At 55.8% G+C, this 23981-nt stretch carries 14 protein-coding genes and 1 pseudogene; 6 read left to right on the top strand and 9 right to left on the bottom strand.

Translation table 11 applies throughout. The annotated features are described in order from the left end of the window. Nucleotides 1-673 (bottom strand): annotated as a pseudogene (locus tag Q7W83_RS13190) (sugar-binding protein); the annotation flags it as partial. A 2229-nt stretch (nucleotides 674-2902) separates the two neighbouring features. Between Q7W83_RS13190 and Q7W83_RS13195 the strand changes: the two are divergent. From Q7W83_RS13195 to Q7W83_RS13215, 5 genes are all read left to right on the top strand, one after another. Further along, nucleotides 2903-4384 (top strand): hypothetical protein, encoded by a 1482-nt coding sequence (locus Q7W83_RS13195; protein WP_150639029.1) that lies wholly within the window; start codon nucleotides 2903-2905, stop codon nucleotides 4382-4384. 45 nt (nucleotides 4385-4429) lie between these two features. After that, nucleotides 4430-6838 carry a hypothetical protein gene (locus Q7W83_RS13200; protein ID WP_150639028.1) on the top strand — a complete coding sequence of 803 codons (2409 nt, stop codon included), beginning with the start codon at nucleotides 4430-4432 and terminating at the stop codon, nucleotides 6836-6838. 33 nt (nucleotides 6839-6871) lie between these two features. Beyond that, entirely contained in the window at nucleotides 6872-9805 is a 2934-nt protein-coding gene (locus Q7W83_RS13205) for a hypothetical protein (protein ID WP_150639027.1), read from the top strand. A 154-nt stretch (nucleotides 9806-9959) separates the two neighbouring features. Further along, nucleotides 9960-13814, top strand: coding sequence for an RHS repeat domain-containing protein (locus tag Q7W83_RS13210; RefSeq protein ID WP_150639026.1), 3855 nt, complete (start codon nucleotides 9960-9962; stop codon nucleotides 13812-13814). Beyond that, entirely contained in the window at nucleotides 13814-14608 is a 795-nt protein-coding gene (locus tag Q7W83_RS13215; protein WP_150639071.1) for an RHS repeat-associated core domain-containing protein, read from the top strand. The genes Q7W83_RS13210 and Q7W83_RS13215 overlap by 1 nt, the downstream gene beginning before the upstream one ends. A 241-nt stretch (nucleotides 14609-14849) precedes the next feature. On the opposite strand, the gene Q7W83_RS13220 is transcribed toward Q7W83_RS13215, so the two are convergent. Beyond that, nucleotides 14850-15134, bottom strand: a complete 285-nt coding sequence (locus Q7W83_RS13220) for a helix-turn-helix transcriptional regulator (protein ID WP_150639070.1) — start codon at nucleotides 15132-15134, stop codon at nucleotides 14850-14852. Between the two features lie 467 nt (nucleotides 15135-15601). On the opposite strand from Q7W83_RS13220, the gene Q7W83_RS13225 reads away from it, so the two are divergent. Further along, entirely contained in the window at nucleotides 15602-16789 is a 1188-nt protein-coding gene (locus Q7W83_RS13225; protein WP_458377372.1) for a pyridoxal phosphate-dependent aminotransferase, read from the top strand. Nucleotides 16790-16928: 139 nt separating this feature from the next. Here Q7W83_RS13225 and Q7W83_RS13230 read toward each other — a convergent pair whose 3' ends face one another. The 7 genes from Q7W83_RS13230 to Q7W83_RS13260 all read right to left on the bottom strand — a co-directional run bounded on the left by Q7W83_RS13230 (nucleotide 16929) and on the right by Q7W83_RS13260 (nucleotide 23910). Then, nucleotides 16929-17906, bottom strand: a complete 978-nt coding sequence (locus Q7W83_RS13230) for an NAD(P)-dependent oxidoreductase (RefSeq protein WP_150653467.1) — start codon at nucleotides 17904-17906, stop codon at nucleotides 16929-16931. A 14-nt stretch (nucleotides 17907-17920) separates the two neighbouring features. Beyond that, nucleotides 17921-19216, bottom strand: a complete 1296-nt coding sequence (locus Q7W83_RS13235; RefSeq protein ID WP_150629814.1) for an MFS transporter — start codon at nucleotides 19214-19216, stop codon at nucleotides 17921-17923. An 86-nt stretch (nucleotides 19217-19302) separates the two neighbouring features. Continuing rightward, nucleotides 19303-20307: a sugar kinase gene (locus tag Q7W83_RS13240; protein WP_150629812.1), complete on the bottom strand. Its 1005-nt coding sequence runs from the start codon at nucleotides 20305-20307 to the stop codon at nucleotides 19303-19305. Further along, nucleotides 20300-21082 (bottom strand): sugar phosphate isomerase/epimerase family protein, encoded by a 783-nt coding sequence (locus tag Q7W83_RS13245; RefSeq protein ID WP_473656180.1) that lies wholly within the window; start codon nucleotides 21080-21082, stop codon nucleotides 20300-20302. The genes Q7W83_RS13240 and Q7W83_RS13245 overlap by 8 nt, the downstream gene beginning before the upstream one ends. A gap of 163 nt (nucleotides 21083-21245) precedes the next feature. Then, entirely contained in the window at nucleotides 21246-22271 is a 1026-nt protein-coding gene (locus Q7W83_RS13250; protein WP_150629808.1) for a LacI family DNA-binding transcriptional regulator, read from the bottom strand. Between the two features lie 138 nt (nucleotides 22272-22409). After that, nucleotides 22410-23018, bottom strand: a complete 609-nt coding sequence (locus tag Q7W83_RS13255) for a LysE family translocator (protein WP_473656181.1) — start codon at nucleotides 23016-23018, stop codon at nucleotides 22410-22412. Between the two features lie 52 nt (nucleotides 23019-23070). Next, nucleotides 23071-23910 (bottom strand): AraC family transcriptional regulator, encoded by an 840-nt coding sequence (locus tag Q7W83_RS13260; RefSeq protein WP_150629804.1) that lies wholly within the window; start codon nucleotides 23908-23910, stop codon nucleotides 23071-23073. Nucleotides 23911-23981 lie beyond the last annotated feature (71 nt).

Raw genomic sequence — 23981 nt, forward strand, 5'->3', positions numbered from 1 at the left:
CGTTGCCATAACCAAAGCGCCACGAAGCTTTTTCGGCGGTGGGCAAGACGATTTCGGTGACCCAGCCGCTGTTGTTCAGCTTCATTTCATAACGCGCAAGCGGAGTGCCGCCGGGGCCGCCATATGGGCGCACGAGGATTTCGATGAAGTAGCGATTACTGTCACGGTTGATCTGCAGCAATTCACCCTGGGCATCGCTGATCGATTGCAGGCGCTGGCCGCCCATGAACGAAGCGTAGGTGAGGTTGATGCTGTGACCGGCCGGGGAATAGATGCGGCTGGGCAAGGCCACCCGGTCTTTGTCGCTGCCGCCGGTGGTCAGGATTTCAATGATCCCGGACTTGTGTATCACACGGTAAGTGCCATCCAGGTTGTCTTCAAAATGGAAACTGTCGAGTTTCTTTTCCTTGATGGTGGGGTGAGTACCGCTGCCGGTGACCTTGTAGGTTTCGCCGGTGCTCAGGGACAGGATGCTGTTGTGCGGGGTGAACTGGGTCAGGTTGAGGTTCCAGCCCAGGCCCCAACCGGAGTCGATGATCGTATTGATCGGATTGAACGTCAACTTGAGGGGGATTGAGGGACCGCACAGTTGGTTGCTGTTGAATTCGGGAATATCGATGGTTTGGGTGTATTGCCCGGTACGATGGTTGACACCGCCTGTTATGGCACTCATGAAGCCAAAGGCTTGGGAGTTCACAGCGCTCGAATTAGTCATGTTATGTGTCTCATGGGGAGGAACCATTTATAACAATTCAGGATTTTTTCGAAGTTATGGCGTCGTGGGTGGGGCGCCTGATATTTTAATACTCAAGCATGAAAGTTTGTCCCTGAGATGCGACTTGAATTCGATTGATTTCATTTGCAGGCCAGGCTTGATCATCTGTTCAGGTTTGTAGCTAGGTAGATGGTCAAGTTGAATAACTTCTGTGGTGGTTTTTAGTCTTGTTGTTTTAAGTGTGACGATGAAATCGCCAGGGCCTTGAGAGTAGGCTCCGTTTGTGTCACCGTTTTTGGGAGTGCCTTCATAATTTGTCAAGACAACGTCCGTGGCTGAGGGAGCGTCGAGGAATGTAATGGGCCGGACATTGTCATTGAAGTGGCTACAGGGTGAGTCTACTCTCCTAAAGTTGTAGCGGATATACGTATTCGGCAGTGCAGGAAGGGGTAGAGTGCATATTGAGCCATCTTCTTTGGCGAGGATAACTGTGCCCGTTACGGCCGCATTTGAGTATGCAATTGGAATCGCAAGTAATAGCCCGCAAACTGCCGATTTTATGTGATTCATGAAGATAAATCTCTGAGTGGTAACGGGGCTGAGTGTCAAACCAGGTAGTCTTACGTTATCAGGTGCTCGGACTTTGTGAACCTAGCAGTTCTGATAGTATTGCCCAGCGGTATTGCGCAAAACACGAAATTGCGCTCAGAGATACGGTCAAGTGCATAGGCTTGTTATTCAATGGGTTATAGCAGGCAGATGCCGGTTTCGTCGGAACAGGCAGTTAGGCGGGCGCGCTAAGGTAGAAGAATTTCAGCGTTTTGCAACCTAGCAGTTCTGATAGTGGTCATTGAAGATCGTTGTGCCTCAGATTGAGGTCATCGGCATTACAGGCGGAAACGCCATCATCAGCTATCGCAACGAGTCCCCCGGCACTGGGCAGCCAGATGAATCCGAGAGGCAGACGATCGACATAGTCAAACCGGTTTCAGCGCTGTTGCCGGAACTTTTGATCAAAGACTACATCGGCGGCCCGGTGAGCCCGGGACGCTATCCCTCCGGCGCCGCCAGTAGAAAACCGCCGTCCATCAAACTCAAATGCGCCAGGTGTACTGGGTCAGGTTGAGGTTCCCTCCCAGGTCTCAACCGGAGTCAATGGTATTGATCGGACTGAACGTAAAGTTAGTTGCTGTTGATTTCGGGGATATCGATGATTTGGGTATATTGTCCCGTGCGATGGTTGACACCCCTTCCATGGCACTAATGAAACCAAAGGTTTGGGGGGCGACGACTATTTACAAAAATTGTTTTTTCGAGATTATGGTGCTGGAAGTGGTGGTGCCTCTGAGATTCTAATGCTTATGCACGACAGGCTATTTCTTAAGTGAGAAGTGATTTTGCGATATTTCATTTGCAGTCCCGGTGCTATTATCTGACCAACTGCATAGGTGGCAAGGTGGTCAAGTTCAATGTTGCGTGTGGTGGTTTGTCTTTTTGTTGTTGTAAGATATATTAAAAAATTACCTTCAGCTCCGCAAATCCCGCTGTACCTATCGTCATTGTTATTGGGGTAACCTTCATGATCGCTGAACGAGACCTCTGTGGCGGAGGGTACTTCAAGGAAAGTAATAGTACGGGCTTTGTCATTGAAGGATCTGCAGGGGCTGCCGTCTCTTCTGAGGTTGTACCGAACATAAGTATTCGGCAGTACTGGAAGAGGGACGGTACATGTTGAGCCATCTTCTGCCGCGAGGAGAATGGCGCCCGCTACGGCCGCATTTGAGTATGCGATCGGAATCGCAAGTAATAGCCCGCAAACTGCCGATTTTATGTGATTCATGAAGATAAACCTCTGAGTGGTAATGGGGCTGAGTGTCAAACCAGGTAGTCCTACGTTATCAGGTGCTCGGACTTTGTGAACCTAGCAGTTCTGATAGTATTGCCCAGCGGTATTGCGCAAAACATGAAATTTCGCTCAGAGATACGGTCAAGTGCATAGGCTTTTTATTCAATGGGTTATAGCAGGCAGATGCCGGTTTCGTCGGGACAGGCAGTTAGGCGGGCGCGCTAATCTAGAAGAATTTCAGCGTTTTGCAACCTAGCAGTTCTGATAGTGGTCATTGTGCAAGTAGCGAGATAGGGTGAGTTCAAATGCTTCGTTGCATTTTAACTTTCGGGAATCACGCTATGGACTATGTTAATCCTCCGCCGGTTACTGCCGACCCTTCTATGACCGATGTTAATGACCTGGATCAGCTGGATAGATCCAGTGACTTTCCGGTCGTCCAGGTCAAGGAGTCCCATACGCTCAAGCTGGATCCCGCTGCCATCGGTCAAGCCGGGGCCATCGCCATTGTGCCGCCTTATCAGGATATGGCAGTCGGCGACAAAGTGGCTTTCACCTGGCAAGGGTACTTTCAAGGTACGCCCGAAACTGCGCACCGCGAGGTTCTTGAGCTGAAAGCCGAACACATTGGACAGCCCCTGAAGTTCGTTGTGCCTCTGATTGAGATCATCAGCATTCCAGGCGAACACGCCATCATCAGCTATCGCATTGAGTACGCCGGCACTGGGCTGCCAGATGAATCCGAGCGGCAGACAATCGACATAGTCAAACCGGTTTCAGCGCTATTGCCGGAACTGGCGATCAAAGATTACACCGGCGGGCCTGTGAGCCCGGGACGCTATCCCGATGGCTTGGTGCTGCAGATCAAAACTGTTGATACGGGCATTCAGGAAGGCGACTGGGTGCTGGTGTACTGGGCAGGTAGCGAATCGGCAAAAAGCGTGACCAAGGCACTACGTGTCGATCATTCGACCCTCGACAACGGTGATATCGAATTCACTATCGAACCGCGATGGCTGACTGCCAACGCCGGTGCGCGCGTGACGGTGAGTTATCAATACGCACGGGCAGGGCACGCGGAGTCTGGCGAACCCAGGCAACTGGAGATCAGCAAACCGTTGTATCTGCCGCCGCCGCCGGTGGAAAACGTAACTCCGGTCGGGGAGAACCGAGGGGATTTGCAGGCCAACACCAGTGGCGCCTACGTGACCATACCGCAGGATGCAGAAATCGGCACAAGTCACGTAGAGGTGCATTGGGAGGGCAACCCCAATGGCGGGCGTGGCAGCATTTCGGTGCCTGTGGGGGGCACGGGCCGGCGTTTTCATGTTCCGCCTGACTTGATCGCAGCCAACATGTCAAAAGAGGAAAGCGCACGTTTTCCGGTGAGTTACACCGTTACACCGCCTGGCGATAGATCAACTGCATTCCACCTGCGCATCGAGCCTTTGCCTCGCTCGCAATATCCCAATGTGCAATGTACCCAGGCCGTGGGCAATGTAACGCTGCGGCTGTCCAGTGTCCCACAGACCGGTGCCGACTTGACTATTGCGTCGTGGCCATTTATCGCGATTGGCCAACAACTGACGATTCAAGCCACAGGGATCAGTCATGGCTCAGCCCCGGTTTCCATAACGGCGCGCGATAAAATCCCAGTGACAAGCGACGAATTTTACAAGCGGAAAATAGAAGCAAAGCTCTCTCTTAATTATTTGAAATCTCTCAAGCTCAATGAGCAGTTCACGATTAGGGCATGGGTGAGTTTCGACAATGGGGAGACGCTTACGCCCTTTAACGATTTTCGTCTCACGCTGACAAGTTGATAATCCGAGCGTATTAAATATTTTTAATCAATAGCGGGTGCCATCATGGAAAATAAATCAGTCGAAGAAATGCTTGAATGGTTAAGAGTTGAGCCGAGGACCAAAAAATGGGACTCAGTACTTGCTTTTGATCGTGCCAAAACCAATACGGTCCTGCTGCAGGAGTATATCGGTCGGTTTAGTACGGATGATTATCTGGCGCCAATTACTGAAGAGATCCTTGATAATTCGACTCCAACGCAAAAAGAATACATCGTCGACTATGTGTTTGACAGTCCACGTTTGTCGTTTCAGAACGCCAGTCTGCAAAACTCAAAGGCACAGTTGGATATTAAAGTGGTTGGAGGTACACATCTTACATTTTCAAAAGTTGCTGGTGATCTTACCTGGAGTATTGCCAGGATTGCGCTGGAGGATGCTCTGGATGGACCTAAGTTGTCGGCTGAGATCGACTTGGCGGTGAATAATGGGGTGGTGTCCTCCGCTGGGCAAGTGGAGATAAAGATTGACCAGGGCGTGGATTATAAATTGACCTACGTTGATACTCCGCACTTACAAAGGGTGGCGGGGGAACGTATCAAACAACTTTTCAGTGTATTGCCGGAAAAGCAGACAACCTTCGTACTCAATCAACTGAAATTTGAGCCGGATCAGTTTTTAAAGCCGAAGGAGTTCATTGTTCGTACCCACAATAAAAAAGGCTCGGGTGCTCGACTTCAGGCGGATGAGAATGACACTGAAGGGGCAGTGCTGTTGTTTGTCACCATGGAGGGTGGGACAAATGGCGATCTGCCGGCAACTAACAAGGATTTGAGGTATTTGTTGGCGGATGGGTATTCGGCGACGGTGTTGTTAAGTCATGAAATCATCAAGGAAAAGATAATCGTCGCTGGTATGCGGCTCATGAACCAGAGCAATATCGAATTTAAGTATACGCCTATTGAGCAGGATGGAGGTTTTTACGGGATTCGTGCAAGAGAAGGCGCGTTGGTTGAAGATGGCGATCTAATTGTTACGCCGGGTTTTGATCTTAAAATAGATTTTTTGCATATAGAATTTATAAAAAATCCCCATGAGCACCTCCTTAATGTTTTTTCGTTCCTACTTCCTGGTTATATGCTGTCGACAGACCCAGGTTGGGTAACAAAAACTTGTAGTTTGGTGGCAGCAGGCTATTCGTATCAGAGTGCGGTTTGTCTCAGGTTGCAAGGTAAAGAAGTTTGGATTCCCGGTACGATTACGTTTACGTGGAATACCCACTTCCCCCTTGACTTGGTTATTGAGAACGGGGATGTGAAATTTGTACCACGCCCCATTCAACCACCAATTACAGAAATGTTTGCTGTCTCCGCTGGAACATTTGAAGATATTCCGGCAATAAATAGTGCGATTAATCTGGCACTACCGAAGCTTGAAGAGTGGCTACGAACTGCCATTCACGCAGCCTATGATCGATTCATGACTGTATTGCCCCGAATCAACACCTTCACGCTTAACAGCCTGCTGTTCCGCGGTGACAATACGGTGCAACTCGACAACGTACATATCCCAACAGACATGGTCCTGTTCGGCCACGTGGGCCCAACCTTGACCGCCTTTACCCTCAATCGTCTGGAACACGTGATCGGCCACAGCGAAGAATTCAAGTTTGCAACCGTACCCTTGCGCAACGATGTGACCTGGAAGGTCGAGAACATTCCCGGTAGCAGCGGAAACCCCGGCTCCATTGATGCTACCACTGGGCTATACAAGGCACCGACCTCTGACCAGCTCGTGGGTGATCACACACGCCTCAAAGTGACCGCAACGGATGGCACCCACAGCAGTTCCGCGCTGGTCTCGGTGTTGCGACGGGGCATAACCATCAACCCACTGGTTCAAATCGCTACGGCCGGAGATTCCATGGGGAATGAACTATCGGCCGGTAGCCTGGACGGTGGACCGCTGGACTGGTCCGTCGATCCCGCTTCGGATGCCAGGGTCGTGCCCAGCGAAAAACCGGGGGGGGACCATACCTATTTCCCTGGCGAGTTTAAACCGGGTACGGGTTTTAGTATCGACACGATTGAAGTGACCAACCCTAGAACAAGAACAACCGAGTATTCGACAGTTCTGGTGATTCACGGGAAACCATATTTCGCCGTGGATATTTTGAAAGCCGCCAGTTTTTCGGAGAACAGCGTTCAACTCGTTGTACTGACCCCGGATGGTCGTCCTATCGAGCCTGGCGTGCTTGACTTGACCTGGCAAGTCCTGGCGGGTTCGGGGCGAGTGGATGAAAAATCCGGTGTTTTTGAAATAGATCCGGCAGGAACTGACAAGTTCTCAATTATTACCGTGAAACTTCCTGAGATAGTTCCGGGGATGGGGGCTTTTTATGGTTTCAAGATTCTCCCGATACCACTGTTTAGTGTACCGGAAGCCATTCGAATGCTGAGTCTGGATGGGAAGTAAGTTGATATTTTATGAATGTCCGGGAGCACGGCTATGTCTTCTAACTCACTGCAAACTTTATTGAATCAAATGAAAGGCGCTTCGGTAACCCGTGACTGGGGTGCCATTGCAGTCTTCGGTCAGGCGCAACTCAACCGTTTGCTGGAAGAGCAGTACCTGGCGTGGTTGAGTGACTCACGCTTTATCCCGCCTATCAGTGGCAACATCGTGTTGGGTGGTGGGGAGGAGTCCGTTGAATTGGTGGATCTGTTTCTGGGTAAACCGGTGTTGTCGTTTGGCTCCGCTTCATTGAACAGATCCGTTGTTACGCTGACCATGAACATCATCGGCGGCAGTTACACCGCGATGAGTAATTCGGCCACTAGCGCTCCCAAGTTGATTTCAAGTTTCAGTATCGCTGAAGAGATGGGCTACAAGGTCGAGTTGCTGATCAACCTGGGGCAGGTCGAAGGCGAGGTGGACAAGCGGGGCCGCGTCACACTCGATCTGGCCAGTGACCCTGATATGAAATGCAACCTGGGAGACCTGCCGGCTGTACAAGCGAAGATTGCTGCGCTCATTCAATTGCATTTGGCCGCGTTGCCGGTTGACACACGCACCTACGAGCTGGGCCTGTTCGATTTCAGTGGGTTCAACCCCCTGAGCCCGAGAGGGTTCTACATCCGTACCCAGAAAGCCCCAGGCGCTGAAACCCCGTCGTCGCCCAATTTTGGAAAGGGGGCAGTGGTGGTGTTCATCCGTCTGAAAATCAATGATAGAAATGGGGATATGCCCGTTGAAGGCGGTGATTTTCCCTACTTGATCCCGGACGATCAGGCCGCAGGAAAAGATCTGTACTCGGCATCGGTGGTGTTAAGTCAGCAGTACCTGAAACTGCTGGAAGAGACGCAACTGGATGTGCTGAAGAACCTGCTGTTTCCCGGTGAAAACGTCTTTGTCGAAAGTACCAACGGTCGGCATACGCCGTTCGATCTGCTGGTGTTGGGCAATGTCAAGGCCACCGACAAAAGCGTGCGGATCTTGCCGTCGTTCATCAATCTCAAGGATGGCAAGGCGCAACAGTTCACTGCACTTAAGAGCAATGGCGACGCCGTCAATGCCACATGGACCGTAAGTAATCTCATCGAACCCTTGGCGGTAGGGACGATCAACCCTGTGGATGGCTTGTACACATCCTCGGGCACACCGCGGATGGGAAAGGAACGCCTTCCGATTATTGTGACCGCCCACTACGCTGAGGATGGCCAGAAGTCCCGTTCGGCATTGGTGCTCGGTGCGTTTGAGAGCCTGAACGTCTCGCCGCGGGTAATTGTCAGCGGCATCGGCAGCGGGGCCAGTCCGATTCCATTGACGGTGACCAGTCTGACCGGAGGGGAGTTGCTCTGGCCCACGCTGTCACCGGAAGAAGGTGTGCTTACCGTCGTCGATAACAATCACGCGATTTATACGCCGCCTCTGGCTCTGCCAGGCAAAAGTCTGGCGGTACAGACCATCAACGTCAGTGAGAAACTGACCAATGAGAGGATCGACGCCACCATCGTGTTGTTGGCCGGGCCCCACCAATTAGTGGTTGAACCACCGTACGTCGCCGCTGTATCAGCCTCATTCCCGATTCAGTTCCGCACTACGACGCCTGCGGATGCGCTGCGCTGGGAAGTCTTCGGCGAAGGGAGTGTCGATGGGAATGGCTTGTTTACTCCGCCTCAAGCGCCACGCTCACGGTGCAGCGTCGTGAAATCCACCTATTCAGTGAATGGCGTTGATCTGGTAGCCGGTTTCAGCGTTATCCAGCTCACTGAACAACAGGCGCCAATGCCTCAATGGTCAGCGTTGCAGGAATTTTCAATCTCCACCATCGGCGGGCGAACCACAGCGTACGCCAATGGTTTCCAGCAGATCCCGGTGCGGATCACGATTGAAACCAGTTCGACATCGTATGGAGGCCAGGAATATGACATACCGATCAGCGATGCCGAATTGGCGACCTTGGAGATCGTAGACAAATCCACGGGCAATGCAGTGCCTTTTGTGCATGTGGCGCAGGACGGGATTGAATACGGTAGCGGTATCCAGTACGCGGCCAATAAAAAAAGAAACCGGTTCCGGCTCTATGCCCGCACGGACCCGACCCAAGGTTCGCCATTAGCGCCGCCTGATGCAAAAAACAACCGAGTCCGTACCCGAGAGCTTTACATTCAGCTGGCGGTGGGGGGGAGCCGTACGTTCTATGCTCAGTTTAAAAGTGCGGGTAACAGCATATTTAAATCGATTGACAAGAAGGGCGAGAATTTTGAAGTCACGGTACACGGCGAAACATTCGCGCCGCCGGACGCGGACACGGAGCAGGGCAGGAGTCTCTATAAATTTACACGTGATCGTGTGGCCCAGGATCCGAATGGCCATGATGAAGCCCCCGGTAGTGATTCCCCGGAGTGGGATTACTTCAGCTACTATCTTTGGTCTACCGATTATTGGCGCTTAACTTATACTACCGGCGATAGCAAGATTATTGAATTCGTCTCGGCGTCGATTCAGGAGAATATTTCGACGATTCGGTGGGAGAGTGAACTACTTGCAGAAACATTTTTCAGCTATACCGGCTGTGCCTTTAATCCGGCAAACTTCGAGGGGTATGACAGTCCGCGGCCTGAGGTGCTTTCTTTTGACCCCTATTTATGGGGGTTGATGAGAGAGAAAAACAAGGTGTTGAGTGCATCTTTCGAGCCGGACAGTGCGCCGGCGGCTGGAGAGTTTGTGTTCAGCCTGCACCGGGTCCACGATATGCCTTACTGGTATGACGGCGAGGCCAATGGGGACAAGACTAAACTGTTCAGGCAATACCTTGATCGGGGTGTTAAATTGACATTGTTGGACATGGACGGCAATCGACATTCACTACAGGTCTCATTTGATCTTAAAGAACGCGAGGATAGTCGTAATAGACTTATTCTCCGACGTCAGTCTTAGCTCATGAACTTGTGTAAGTAACCTTGCAAAACGATGCAATTCCAAGGGCTTCACTGGCCACAGTGTAATTCTTGGAATCATGCATGCATGTTTGTGTTACCTGAAAAAATACACAATTGATGTTGATGAATTGGATAAATAAGGAAGAACCAACATGACAACTTCCAATGCTGTGCATTCCCAAGCCTTCGGTTTCATGAGTTTTGTCGAAGGCGGAGTTGATGATCGCACCGGACAATACACGGTTTCCATCAGCTTGCCCGAAGTCGAGAGCAATCAGCTTTGCGGCCCCGCCGTCCCCCTTAACCTTGTGTTCAATCCGATCAATATCCTCGACTCCGGTTGGGGCCTGGGCTGGAACCTCAACCTGACCCAGTACACCCCGCACAACAGTATCCTGTCCCTGAGCACCGGCGAAACCTACAAGGTCACCGGCAGCGGCACTCACCCGACCATCAAGGAAAAGAAACTCGACAGCTTTCATTTTGAAGATTACCTGGATGGCACTTACCGTGTGATACACAAGTCCGGGATCATTGAAATCCTCACCACCGGCGGCAGCGACAAAGACCGGGTGGCCTTGCCCAGCCGTATCTATTCCCCGGCCGGTCACTGCATCAACCTCACCTACGCTTCGTTCATGGGCGGTCAGCGCCTGCAATCGATCAGCGATGCCCAGGGTGAATTGCTGTTGATCAATCGCGAGCCTGACAGCCACCTCATCGAAATCCTCGTGCGCCCATACGGCGGCCCCGGCGGCACTCCGCTGGCGCGTTATGAAATGAAGCTGAACAACAGCGGTTGGGTCACCGAAATCGTCTTGCCCACCGCCGAAAAAGCTTCGTGGCGCTTTGGTTATGGCAACGGGCCGATTCGCGGCATTCTCTGCCTGCATGAGGTCAAGACCCCGGTCGGGGGCCGTGAAACCCTTGAGTATGCCGATAGCGGGCATCCCTATCCCGGTGGTGTCAGCCGACCTAACTTGCCCCGTGTGACGCGGCATCGGATCGACCCGGGGTTTGGTCAACCGGAAATGGTGGTCAATTACAGCTACACCGCGAAAAACTTCCTCGGGGCCGGTGCCACGGTCATTTGGGAAGACGGGATGGACCCGACGTACAACCTCGGTTCGGATTTTGAATACGGTACCTTTTCAACCCGGACGGACCGTACCGGCAGAACCGAGCGAAAGGCTGAGTACAGGTTCAATCGCTTTCACTTGCTGATTGAACAAAAGACCACCCAGGGACACTGTGTGCAACGGGTTGCTACCCAGTATTACGCCGATGACAGGCTCTTTGAACAGCAAGTCCCGCAGTTCCAACTGCCCAAGGAAGCCACCACCAGCTGGGAACTCGACAACGACTCCACCAAATACCGCACGGAAATCACTCTGACCGCATTTGATGAGCAGGGTAATCAGACCGAGCAAACTGAGCCGAATGGCATCAAGACCGTTTATACCTACTACCCCAAAGAGGCTTCCGACGGTTGCCCGGCCGACCCGCACGGTTTTGTGCGCAGCCTGAAGGAAACGACGGTTTTCCCTTCGCCCGATGGCGAGGGCGAGGGCGAGGGCGACGCACTTGCGCCGACCCTGCGTACCCGCCTGCGTTATGAAGCGCTCAAACCGCTGGCCAACAGTGACTTGAAGGACTGGCTGGTCAACACCAGTGAAACCTTGCTGCAAGTCGAAGGCACGACCGAAACCCAGCTGCAACAGACTCTTCGCACTTACAACGAACTACCCAACGATGTGTTTCTGCACAGTCGCCCATCGAGCCAGCGCGTCACCCTCAATGGCAATACCAGTGTTTCGGAATACGCCTATCGTTTGCTGAACAGTGCACTGGCAGGCGAAACAGTGTTGGAGACCACCGAAACCTTCACGGGGTTTGACCATGTGGAAGGGGAGACCGACGTTCGAAAGGTGATTGTCTCCGAAGATTCCCTGCTTCATGGCAAGCCACTGCTGACCCGGGATGACAAGGGCGACGCTGCCGTGAAAATTCTCTATACCTACGACGAGCTGCAGCGTGTGCTGACCGAAACAGTATCGCCGGACAACCCGAAGTTCATCGCCACGCGCAGCTATGAGTACTGGCTGACTTCCATGGATGGGCAGCAAGCGAGCCAGGTTGTGACCGATGTCAAAGGGGTAAAGACCCGCACACTTGTCGACGGGCTCAATCGTGCGGTTTACGAAGAACGCCAGAATGCCGACAGCAGCCTGCGGGCCGATGAGTATCGCCCTACGTATTCGGCGCAGTACGACGTATTGGGCAACCTGATCGAGGTGACAGAAGAGGATTGGGAGGGCGAGGAGCAAGTACGTCTGACCAGTCGCTTCGAGTTCGATTCCTGGGGCATGCAGCGTTGCACGATTGGCCCGGACGGAGTCAGGGTGTATGAGGAAACGAATCCGATCGGCAACGCTGACTGGAAGGGGCCGATCCAACGGGCCTGGCGCGAAGGCACAGGCCTGGAACCGAGGGCCAGCGGCATCACCGTCACCTACCTCAATCTGTTTGAAAAACCGGCTCGAATTGAACGTCTTGAGGCCAACGGTCGCTTTGTGAGCGCGCAATCAAACCGCTACGACGGACTGGGTCAAACCGTTGAGGAAATCGATGCACTCGAAGCCCGGACGCAATATCGCTATGACGCCTTTGGTCGCATGACCACCAATATTTTGCCCGGTGGCGCTACGGTCCGTCGCCGTTATGCTCCTCACAGCAGCGCCGATTTGCCGATCGACATCAGCGTCGACAATGTCGGGCTGGGCCAGCAGGTGTTCGATGGCCTTGATCGTATGAAAAAATCGATTACCGGCGGGCGCGAGCAAGTCTTCAGCTTTGCAGTTGGGCAAACCCAGCCAATGATGACCTTGACTCCCAGCGGGCAGGAAATTCGCTACGAGTATGAGTTCCAGCTCAGTGAGGAGCCGCGTCAGCGTCGCTTGCCCGGCAGTGTCACGGCTGATTACGAGTTCGATCCTAAAAGTGCTCGACTGCTCAATTGCACAGAGCAGGGCCTTATGTTGTCGCGCGAATACTTCAGTACAGGGGAGTTGAAGCATGAGCAGCGTCAGCAGGATGGTGAAACGTATGACATGGCCTATGACTACAGTTTGAAGGGGCGCTTGTTGGCCTATACCGATGTGCTCAATCAGGTTCAGACGTATAAGTACGATGACGCAGTTCGCCTGATTCACACCGAACTGGGCACCACATCATCGGTTTTTGCCTATGACAGCCTCGGGCAAACGAGCAGCATCAGCACAAGCGATAGCGCTAGCGGACAGCATGTAACCATCAGCCTGGAATACGATGATTTCGGCCGGGAAATCAAACGCACCTTCGACCTGGATGGTGTCGAGCAAACACTTTCGCAGGTCTATAACGAAGTCGATCAATTGGTCCAGAGAACGTTGCGTGAAGGCCCGGCGTTGTTGCGTGACGAATCCTATAGTTACGATCCCCGCGGGCGCCTGGTGTTGTATCAGTGTGAGGGCAGTCAAGCGCCGGTGGACCCTTACGGCAACGTCATCCTCAGCCAGGTGTTCCGCTTCGATGTGCTGGACAACTTGACCCGCGTGACCACGGTCTTCCCTGGTGGGACCAACGTTGCGGTCTATGCCTACGAAGGCATTGACCCCGCGCAATTGACCAAAGTGACCAATTCGGCCCCTGGGTATCCGCCCGTTATCGAGCTTGAATACAACCCGGATGGCCATCTGATCAGCGATGAACAGGGACGGATTCTTACTTACGATCCTCTGGGGCGTTTGATCGAGGTCAGCGCCTTGTCGGGCGAGCTACCGAGCGGCTATCACTACGATCCGTTGGACACGTTGTCCGGGAGCGATAGCGGCGATGGCACGCAACAGCGCTTTTACCAGAATGGTGAACTGACGAATCTGGTAGATGGGGCCAACAGCAGAACATTCATGAAGGGTGATGGAGTCGTGCTCGCCGAGCACCAGGCAGGTGATGGCCCAAAGTCTTGATGCTGGCCAGTGATGACAAAAACAGTGTGTTGTCTGAACTAGGCCAGGCGGGGCGCCATGACATTGCTTTTTCACCGTACGGTGAAGGGGCGATGGGTGGGGCGTTGGGCTACAACGGCGAGGTATGTGAAATGCTGACCGGTTGGTATCTTCTGGGCAATGGAACCCGGGCTTATAGCCCTTGTTTGATGCGGTTCCAGAGTCCGGATGATCTGAGCCCGTTTGGTGAGGGGGGCTTTAATTCGTATGGGTACTGCGGTCAAGACCCGATCAACTATGTTGATCCAACGGGGAACTTGCGATTTTTCGCTTGGTTCGCCCGCAAGCTTGGCCTTTCGCAAAAATCCGGGACGCCAAAAACGGTACAAAAAAACGAACCTCCGCAGCAGGCGGCGCCCGGCAAAACCGGAAAGAAAAAACCTCAGGTATCTGCTGGTAAAGTCAAAACTCCAGCGCGGCACGGGCGAGTTAATGATGGGAATATAAAGGGTGGATTTTGGGACGATCAGAGCAAGGGCATTGTCCGGCGCGGTTTTGAGCCCGAGAAACAGCCCCGAACGCCTGTCAGTTCGCCCTCTTCCGAGGGGAAAGGATCCAGTCTTGAAGCTCCAAGCACCGGTTGGCAGATAATGAAGGAAAGGTTAAAAAAGCCTTTTTTGAATGAGGACGCTCGCAACCTTTTCAAACCTTCTACGTCAGGTGAGGGGTCAATGTTTCAAAGTCATGCGAAAGCTATAGGAAAGTACAAAAGTCGTTCTGAGGAGGATATGGCAAGCGTCCGCGAAAACCGCTGATACAACGTATCGTCTCACCCCTTTAACCCGCCGCCATGCTCAAGTTCTACTTGTCCATGGCGGTGGTGTTTTCGACTAATGGTTTTGAGTTATCACAGCGATCAATGCCCGTGCGACACGGAGGTATCGCCACAGGCATTTTCGGGGGAAGGTTGCAGCATGAAGAACGAGGGGCTGACGCAAATTGATGACTTGTCTCAACAAGGATCAATAACGCGCTGACTCCTGCGGCGGCTCCAGTTCAAGGCGTTTGAATCAAGCCCTGTTCCAGTGCCATGACCAACGCGACCCAGCGCGATCTCACGCCAAACTTTCGGCGGATATTGCAAAAGTGGTAATTCACCCCTGCCTCGGTGCAACTGACGATCTGAGCGATTTCCCAGGACGACTTTCCAGCGGCGCTCCATTGCAAGACTTCTTTTTCCCTGGCCGTGAGCGAAATCGCCTTGGGTTGTTTGCATTCCTGAGGCTTGAAACTGACCTGGGCAGGTGAGGACAGATCTGCAGCGGTATTGGCGCGGTACATAGTTGAATCTCCCATTCATCATCATTGACGGCGTGGGCGCGGCGGAATCTTCCTACTTCATAAAGGCGTGGTTCGCGCGGCCGTCCTTCAGGCACCTGAGCAGGGCCGAAGGGAACGGTTTCCTTATATCGCGATTGATCCGGTTTGGAACCTGTCACAAATTACAGGTACAGGGCGTCAAGCAGCAGTGGTGGAAGAGTCTGTCAGGGGAATCGCCGCCTGTTTGCGGTGTGGGACTCGATGTTTTCCTGTCCTGCTGACTGAGCGTTAATTTCTTGATTGGACGGTTTTTTTTTGTTTTAGAGGGCACGGCATAACGGGCAGAAAATGCAGGGCAGAACAGTGCATGAGTGCGTCTTTTTCTCGAACTGCGAGGTTGTGTCCGTCCGTCGCTGTAAAAGCCATGCTGGCGCGTTGCGTGATTTGAGATAGGGTTGAGTCAGGAACTCGCGCGACTGGAGAAATGCATGCGCTATTCAGGCTTGACCCAACGCATCGCAGGAGAAGGCGCTGCGGCCTGGCAGATTCATTACCGAGCATTGGAGTTACGAGAGAAAGGTGTCGATGTGTTGCTGCTGTCGGTGGGCGACCCTGACTTCGATACGCCGCGACCCATCGTTCAGGCGTGCATCGACAGCCTGTTGGCCGGCGATACTCATTACGCAGCAGTACGTGGGAGTCGTGAGTTGCGCGACAGCATCGTCAGCCGTTATCGGCGGCGTAGTGGGCAGACGGTGGATGTCGATGAGGTAATCGTGATGCCCGGCGCCCAGTGCGCGGTGTATTCGGTAGTGCAATGCCTGCTCGATCCGGGCGATGAAGTGATCGTCGCCGAACCGATGTACGTGACCTATGAAGGCGTATTCGGTGCCTGCGGGGCGAAAGTGGTGCCGGTGGCGGTGCGTCCGGAGAACGGTTTTCGCGTCGATCCGGCGGATGTCGCGGCGCTGATCACGCCGAAAACCCGCGCTATTCTGCTTAACAGTCCAAACAATCCTTCCGGCGCCAGTTTGCCGCTGATGATCTGGCAGGAACTGGCCTCGCTGTGTATCCGGTACAACCTGTGGTTGATCAGTGACGAGGTTTACAGCGAACTGTTGTACGAGGGCGAGCACATCAGCCCGGCCAGTCTGCCAGGCATGGCCGAGCGCACCGCGACGATCAACAGCCTCTCCAAATCCCACGCCATGAGCGGCTGGCGGGTCGGTTGGGTGATCGGGCCCAAACCCTTGATTGACCATCTGGAACATCTGTCGTTGTGCATGCTGTTCGGCATTCCGGACTTTGTGCAGAAAGCGGCGCAGGTTGCACTGGATGGCAATCTGCCGGAAGTGGCGATGATGCGCGACGAATACCGTCAGCGTCGCGACCTGGTGTGCGCGAGCCTCAATGCCAGCGCGGGGCTGCGGGCGGTTCGGCCCGATGGCGGAATGTTTGTGATGGTCGACGTGCGCCAGACCGGGGTATGCGCCCAGCGCTTTGCCGAGCGGCTGCTGGAGGGGTATGGCGTGTCGGTGCTGGCCGGCGAAGCGTTCGGGCCGAGCGCGGCGGGGCATATCCGCATCGGGCTGGTGGTGGATCAGCAGAAACTGGCGGACGCGTGTCGGCGGATTGCGTTGTGTGCGACGGATCTGTTGGAGGTACGGCGGGCCTGAGGGATTTGAGTTGTCAATGCCGGTCCCATCGCGGGCAAGCCCGTTCCCACAGGGTGATGAGTCGCTCACAAACGTAGTGTTCGACCCTGATCCTTGTGGGAGCTGACTTGCCCGCGATGACTGACGGGCGACTCAATTCTCAGCTTTTCCACGCCCGCACATTCACCAGATTCTTCGGTCGCTCACCCGCCAGCGCCGCCAGCAGATTGTCCACCGCACACGTCGCCATCGCTTCGCGGGTTTCATGAGTCGCCGAGCCAATGTGCGGTGTCGCCACCACGTTGTTCAGCTGCAACAGCGGTGAGTCAGGATTCAACGGCTCACGCTCGAACACGTCCAGTCCCGCCGCGCGAATCTGCCCTGAGCGCAATGCCTCGATCAGGGCGGCTTCGTCCACCACTTTGCCCCGTGAAATATTGATGAAGATGGTTTCCGCACGCATCAGCGCAAACTGTTCTGCGCCGATCAATCCCTCGGTTTCGGCGGTCAGCGGCAACGTCAGACAGACGAAATCGGCCTGCTGCAACAGCTCCGGCAGGCTGCGGTACTGCGCATTGAAGCGCTGCTCCACCGCCGGTTTCGGCGAGTGGCTGTGATAGATCACCGGCATGCCAAAACCGAAATGTCCGCGCTGGGCCAACGCTTCGCCGATCCGCCCCATGCCGATGATGCCCAGGGTTTTGCCGTGCACATCGCTGCCGAACTGCGCGGGGCCGATGTTGCGGTTCCACAGGCCGGCGCGAACCATGTTCGCCAGCTCCACCACGCGTCGGGAGGACGCGAGGATCAGCGCAAAACCGGTGTCGGCGGTGGTTTCGGTGAGCACGTCCGGGGTGTTGCTGAGCAGGATTCGCCGCTCGGTCAGATAGTCGATGTCGTAGTTGTCGACGCCCACCGAGACGCTGGCGATAGCCTGCAGATTCGGCGCCAGATCCAGTAGACCCGCGTCCAGTTTCAGACTGGCGCCGAGCAAACCGTGAGCGCGGGGCAGGGCCTCGCGCAGTTGCGCCAGGCCGTCGGCGTCGAGGTTGTCGATCAGCGTCACTTCGGTCTGCTCATGCAGGCGAGCCATCAGCAACGGAGAGAGTTTCTTGTACAGAACAACCTGTTTTTTCATGGTCTTCATCTCAATCAGGAAGGTGTGGCAGCGCGCGTCAAAGCAACCGTGGGCCGCTCCCGGTCGCTGGCGCCGGGCTTGAGGCAAATCGTCAGTACCACCGAGAGCATCAACGCGCCGCTCATCAACAGGTACGACGCGCCCGGCGAACCGGTGGAGCTGTTCAGGTAACCGACCAGATAGGAACCGCCAAACGAACCGAGCGCGCCCATGCTGTTGATCAACGCCATGGCGCCACCGGCGACGTTGGCCGGAAGGATTTCCGGAATGATCGCGAAGAACGGCCCGTAAGGTGCGTACATGCAAGCGCCGGCAATCACCAGCAGGGTGTACGACCACCAGAAATGTTCAGCGCCCAGCGCGTACGATCCGTAGAACGCAATCGAGGCGATCAACAGCGGCGGCCAGACAAAGCGTTTACGTTTTTGCAGTTTGTCCGAACCCCAAGACACCAGCAGCATGCCGATCACCGCCGCCAGATACGGCAGCGCCGACAGCCAGCCGGCTTCGATCATGTCCATTTGTGCACCGGCCTTGAGGATCGATGGCAGCCACAATACGAACCCGTAGACGCCGATGCTCCAGCAGAAAAACTGCAAGGCCAGGATGATCACTTTCGGCGAGCGGAAGGCTTCGGCGTAGTTCTTTACCGCCTTGATGCCCACTTGTTCCGCGGCGAGGGCGCTTTCCAGATCATGCTTTTCCTGATCGCTGAGCCACTTGGCCTGGGCCGGACGATCATCCGCCAGACGCCACCAGATAAACGCCCAGAGCACCGCCGGCAAGCCTTCGATGATGAACATCCAGCGCCAGCTGTAATGCTGCACCAGATACCCGGACACCACCGACATCCAGAGCATGGTCACCGGGTTGCCGAGGATCAGGAAGGTGTTGGCGCGCGAGCGTTCGGCACGGGTGAACCAGTGGCACAGATAGATCAGCATCGCCGGCATCACCGCCGCTTCGACCACACCCAGCATGAAGCGAATGACGATCAGCCAGTAGGCGTTGGAGACAATCCCGGTCAGCGTCGCCAGGCCGCCCCAGAGGATCAGGCTGACGAAAATCAGTTTCTTTACGCTGTGCTTTTGCGCGTAGATCGCGCCGGGCACCTGGAAGAAAAAGTAACCGAGGAAGAACAGTGCACCGAGCATCGATGACAGACCCGGTGTGATCATCAGGTCGGCGGCCATTCCGGAGGCCGCGGCGAAGCCGTAGTTGGCGCGGTCCAGGTACGCCAGACTGTAGGTGATGAACACGATGGGCATGATGTACCACCAGCGGCGGGTGGCGAGCGTTGCAGTTTTCATGATGGTGCTCCTGAGCTTGTTGTTTTTGTCGCAGCAGGTAACGGGTTTAAATCTTCAGTGACTGTGCTGGCCTCATCGCTAGCAGGCTAGCTCCCACATTGGATCGATAGGCGACACAAATCCCCTGTGGGAGCTAGCCTGCTAGCGATAGCCACTTCGAATTCGGCGGACATTTCGGATCGAGTGGGCAACCCCTCCATATCCCCACGACTTTGCACCGCACGGCTGCCAATCCAGTTGGCGCGTTTCACGGCGTCGGCAACGCTGTGGTTTTCCAGCAGCGCACTAATCACGCCGACGGCAAAACCGTCGCCGGCACCGACGGTGTCGACCACCGTTTCCACGGGTACGCCTGCCACGAAGCCTTCATCCAGATGCGTGCGGTAATACGCACCGTGCGGGCCGAGCTTGATCGCCACGGCTTCGGCGCCCTGGTCGAGGTAAAACGCTGCGATGTCGGCGGGGTCTTCGAAGCCGGTCAGCAAACGACCTTCGCTCAAACCCGGCAGCACCCAGTGGGCGAGGGCGGCGAGGCGGTTGATCTCCGTAATCATCTGTTGCGTGCTGGCCCACAGGCTCGGGCGCAGATTCGGGTCGAAGGACACACTGCGTCCGGCCTCGCGCATGCGTGTCATCAGTTCGAAGGACATTTGTCGCGCCGTTTCCGACAGCGCGGGAGGAATGCCAGTGGCGTGCAAATGCCGCGCCTTGAGCAGTTCGGCAATGATCGACTGCGGCGACAAATGGCTCGCCGCCGAGCCGCGGCGGAAATACTCGACCCTGGGATCGTCGCCATCGTCAGTGCGCGACTTGAGCTGGAACCCGGTCGGATGGGCCGTATCGATGGCGACGTTGCTGCAATCGATGCCTTCCTTTTTCAGGGTGTCGATCACGAACCGGCCCAAGGAATCGTCGCCGACCCGGCTCAGCCAGGCCACATTGAATCCCAGCCGCGACAAACCGATGGCGACGTTGCTGTCGGCCCCGGCAATGCGCTTGTGGAAGTGGTCGATGGTGGCCAGCTCGCCGTTCTGATCGGCGACGAACATCGCCATGGTTTCGCCGAACGACAGAATATCGATCTCAGACATGAGCGCACTCCAGGCGTGTTTGTCCCAAGTGGGCGAGGGCGGCGACGTGCTCGGTGGTGAGCTGTACCAGATCGTCGCCTTGCAACGGATATTCCGCGGCCCGCATCACCCCTTGGGTCATGTGCCGCAGCAGTTGTTCCCACAGATGCAGGTCGCTGGCGGCGGGTGCAATGGCGACCAGTTTGCCGTCGACCCGGCGTGACACGGCCTTGCAGTGCACGTAACCGACGTGGCGTCCGAGCAGGCGCGCGGCGCTGCTGGCGGACTGGTCCTGCCAGTGCCAGTTGCCGATGTCGAAGGTCATTTTGATCGGCAGATTGTGCTGCTCGACGGCTGCGAAAAAACGCTGGAACGGTTCGATGCGACCACCGTGCAGGGTCTGATCGTTTTCCACCAGCAACTGCACAGCTGTTTTACCGAGCACTTGGGCGAGGGTCTGCAGATCACAGGTGTCGGTGAAATAACCGAGGGACACCTTCAACCATTTGGCGCCGAAGGCCTGGGCACGTTGCAGGGCAGTGATCAGTTGCGGATTGGGCTTCGACTGGCCGGCCAGCCACAGTTCCATCGGCGAGGAGTACACGCTTTCGAGGCCTTGCGCATGGGTCGCTTCGGCCAGTTGTGCAGGGTCTTCGGCGGTCAGCAGTTCTTCGCGCCATTCAATGTGGGTGGCGCCCGCAGCGGCGAGGATATCGATGAAACTGCCTTGGCCGCGTTGGCGGACGAGGTCGGCGCCGTAGCTGGAGAGGCTGATGGAAACGGGTGGTTTTTGCATTGTTCTGAGCCTCTGAAACCGGTTTCATTTTTGTTCAAAAAAAAGGGCATGAAGATGTGTGGTGATCTGTCGGGCCTCATCGCCAGCAGGCTGGCTCCCACAGTGGCGCGGTGTTCGCAAATCCAATGTGGGAGCTAGCCTGCTAGCGATGAGGCCATCACATTCACTGGAGATTCCCTCTGGTCGATCCACGAACAATCAACTGCGCTGAAAAATCCAGGGTCCGCACCGGCCCGTCATCCCCGCGCAAGCGCTTGAGCAAGCATTCGAACGCGCTCGCACCCATTTCGGCCGTCGGTTGGGCGAGGGCGGTGATGCCACTGCCCACCAGCGGGTACCAATCCAGATCATCGAGGGCGATCAGGCCGACGTCCTCGAACAAGTTGCACTGCAATTCGCGCAACGCATGGGTCGCGGCCAACGCCGCAATCCCGTTCGCGCAGAACAACGCCTTCGGGCCGGGGCCGGGGGTATCGAGAAACGTTTTCAGATGGGTGGTCAGGTCACTGCCGGTTTCGCTCAGCGTCCCGCGCAACGCCGCGCGCCGGGCGATCTGCGCCTTGAAACTGCTGACCCGCTCGATCCGCGAGCTGGTGCCATCAAACGGTTCGGTGACCAGCAGCACATCGCGGTAACCGCGTTCTTCAAGGTGGGTGAGGGCTATCTCGACGGCTGCCGGGTTGTCCAGTCCGACCATGTCACTGTCGAGGTGCTCGACCTTGCGGTCCACCAGCACCAGCGGCATCTCCCGATGGAGTGCCTGCAATTCGTCGCGGTGGTGGCCGAGGGTGTTCACAATCAGCCCTTCGATGTTGTACGAGCGCAGCAAGGCGAGGTGCTGGCATTCCTGCTCGTCATCGCGGTCGGTGTTGCACACCACCAGGCTGTAGCCGTGTTGACGGCAGGCGGTTTCCACCCCGTGCATCACGGCTATCGAATAAGGGTTACGAATGTCGGCGACCAGCATGCCGATCAGGCGGGTTCGTCCACGCTTCAGGCCGCGAGCCATCTGGTTCGGGCGATAGCCCAGTTCGGCAATCGATTGTTCGATGCGCAACGCAATCGCATCGGACAGCAAGGCGCGATCCTCGCCGATGAACCGCGACACGCTGGCCTTGGAAACTCTGGCATGTTCAGCGACATCAAGCATGGTCACGCGGCTGCGCTGGGCGGCGGAGAAATCGTTCACGGGCTGAAACCTTCTTATTGGATTTATAAGGTCCGTGCGTTTGAGATCGCACTGAAACCGGTTTCAGAAGACACCAAAAACAAATACGCCGTCAAGTCCCGTGTCGTCGATTGTCCGACAATGGCCGACGAATGGGATTCAGGCCCAAAGACTCAACCAGGCCGACCCCAGCAGCAACAGGGCCATGCAGCGATTGAAACGTTGCATCGCCCGAGGAGAACGCAACCAGCGCGTGGAACCCGCGCCGAGCAACGCCCAGACCGCAAGGCAGGGCATGGAAATCAGAAAGAATGCCCGCGACAAAACCATCACATGGCCCAGGCGCTGTTCGCCGCCCCCGGCAAATACACTGACGACCGCCAGCGCCATCATCCAGGTTTTCGGGTTGATCAGTTGCAGGCCGGCGGCGCCCATCAGACCGAGACGGGCATCGGTACTTTGGCTGGTGATAGCGGCTGCCGGGGCGCTGAAGATCTGCCAGGCGAGGTAACTCAGCCAGGCTACGCCGACCCACTGCATCGCGGTTTGCACGGCGGGTAATGCGCTCAACCACGACCCGGCACCGCTGCCGACCAACAACACAACGGTCGCGGCACTGGCACACGCGCCGAAGATGATCGGCACGGCGGCCCCCAAGCCGTATCGGGCACTGTTGCTCAACACCAGAATGTTGGTCGGCCCGGGCGTGATCGACGCCACGAACGCAAACAACAGGAAGGGCAGTAACGTCGGGAAAGTGGACAGCATCGCAGGCAAACTCCGGTAAAGATCATTGAAATCGATCTTTACAATGCCACGCTCAACTGTCTGGAAGATTTGAGCAGCGCTTGCGATACAGCGCGGGTGTCAGGCCGTAGGCCCGCACGAACCAGCGGCCCAGATGACTCTGATCGGCAAATCCCAGCGTCATGGCCACCGTTGCCGGTTGCTCGCCTCGGGACAGCATTCTGCGGGCCGTGGCCAGGCGCAATTGCACCAGATAGGCGTGAGGGGCGATGCCGTAAGCGGCCTTGAACGCGCGGGTCAGACGGAAGCGGTCGACGCCCGTTGCGGCGGCCAATTGATCGAGGCCGATGTCCTCGTTGGCATGGGCGTGCAAATACTCCCGAGCCTTTTGCGCCACCAACGGCAATCGCGGGTCTTCGCCACAACGGGCGCGCCAGTGCAGGTGGGCGGTGAGGCGTTCGAGCAAGCCATCGAGGGCGGTCTGGCGGACGATTTTCAGCTCGCCCTCATGCAGCGCCTGAAACGCCATGCGGGTGGCGTGGGCCAGGCGCACGTCGGTGGCCAGGGTGTTGGCGAAGCTCAATTGACTGTTGTCGGGCGCGTTGTCGAAAACGGCACTGAGTTCGCGCTGCAACCACTGCGGATCGAGGTACAGCATGCGGTAGGTGAACCCGTCGACCGTCGGCGCCTCGCCGTCGTGAATGTCACCGGGCTCGAGCAAAAACACCTTGCCCGGCGTGCTTTGGTGCCTGGCCCGCCGGCAGTTGAATTGCTGAACCCCTTGTTCGGTGACCCCCACCAGATAGCTGTCATGCCAGTGCGGATCGTAGGCGTGGCCTTCAAAATGCGCGCGCAGCGTCTCGATGCCGGTGTCGGCGTCCCGGGCCAGGTCGATCCAGTTGTGAGTCGTCATGCTGCACCTGTGAGACGGATTGCCGGGTTATTTAACGCCCGTGGCGCGGGTGATGCCTAGAACGTTTGTGC

The organism is Pseudomonas sp. 300, assembly GCF_055803035.1.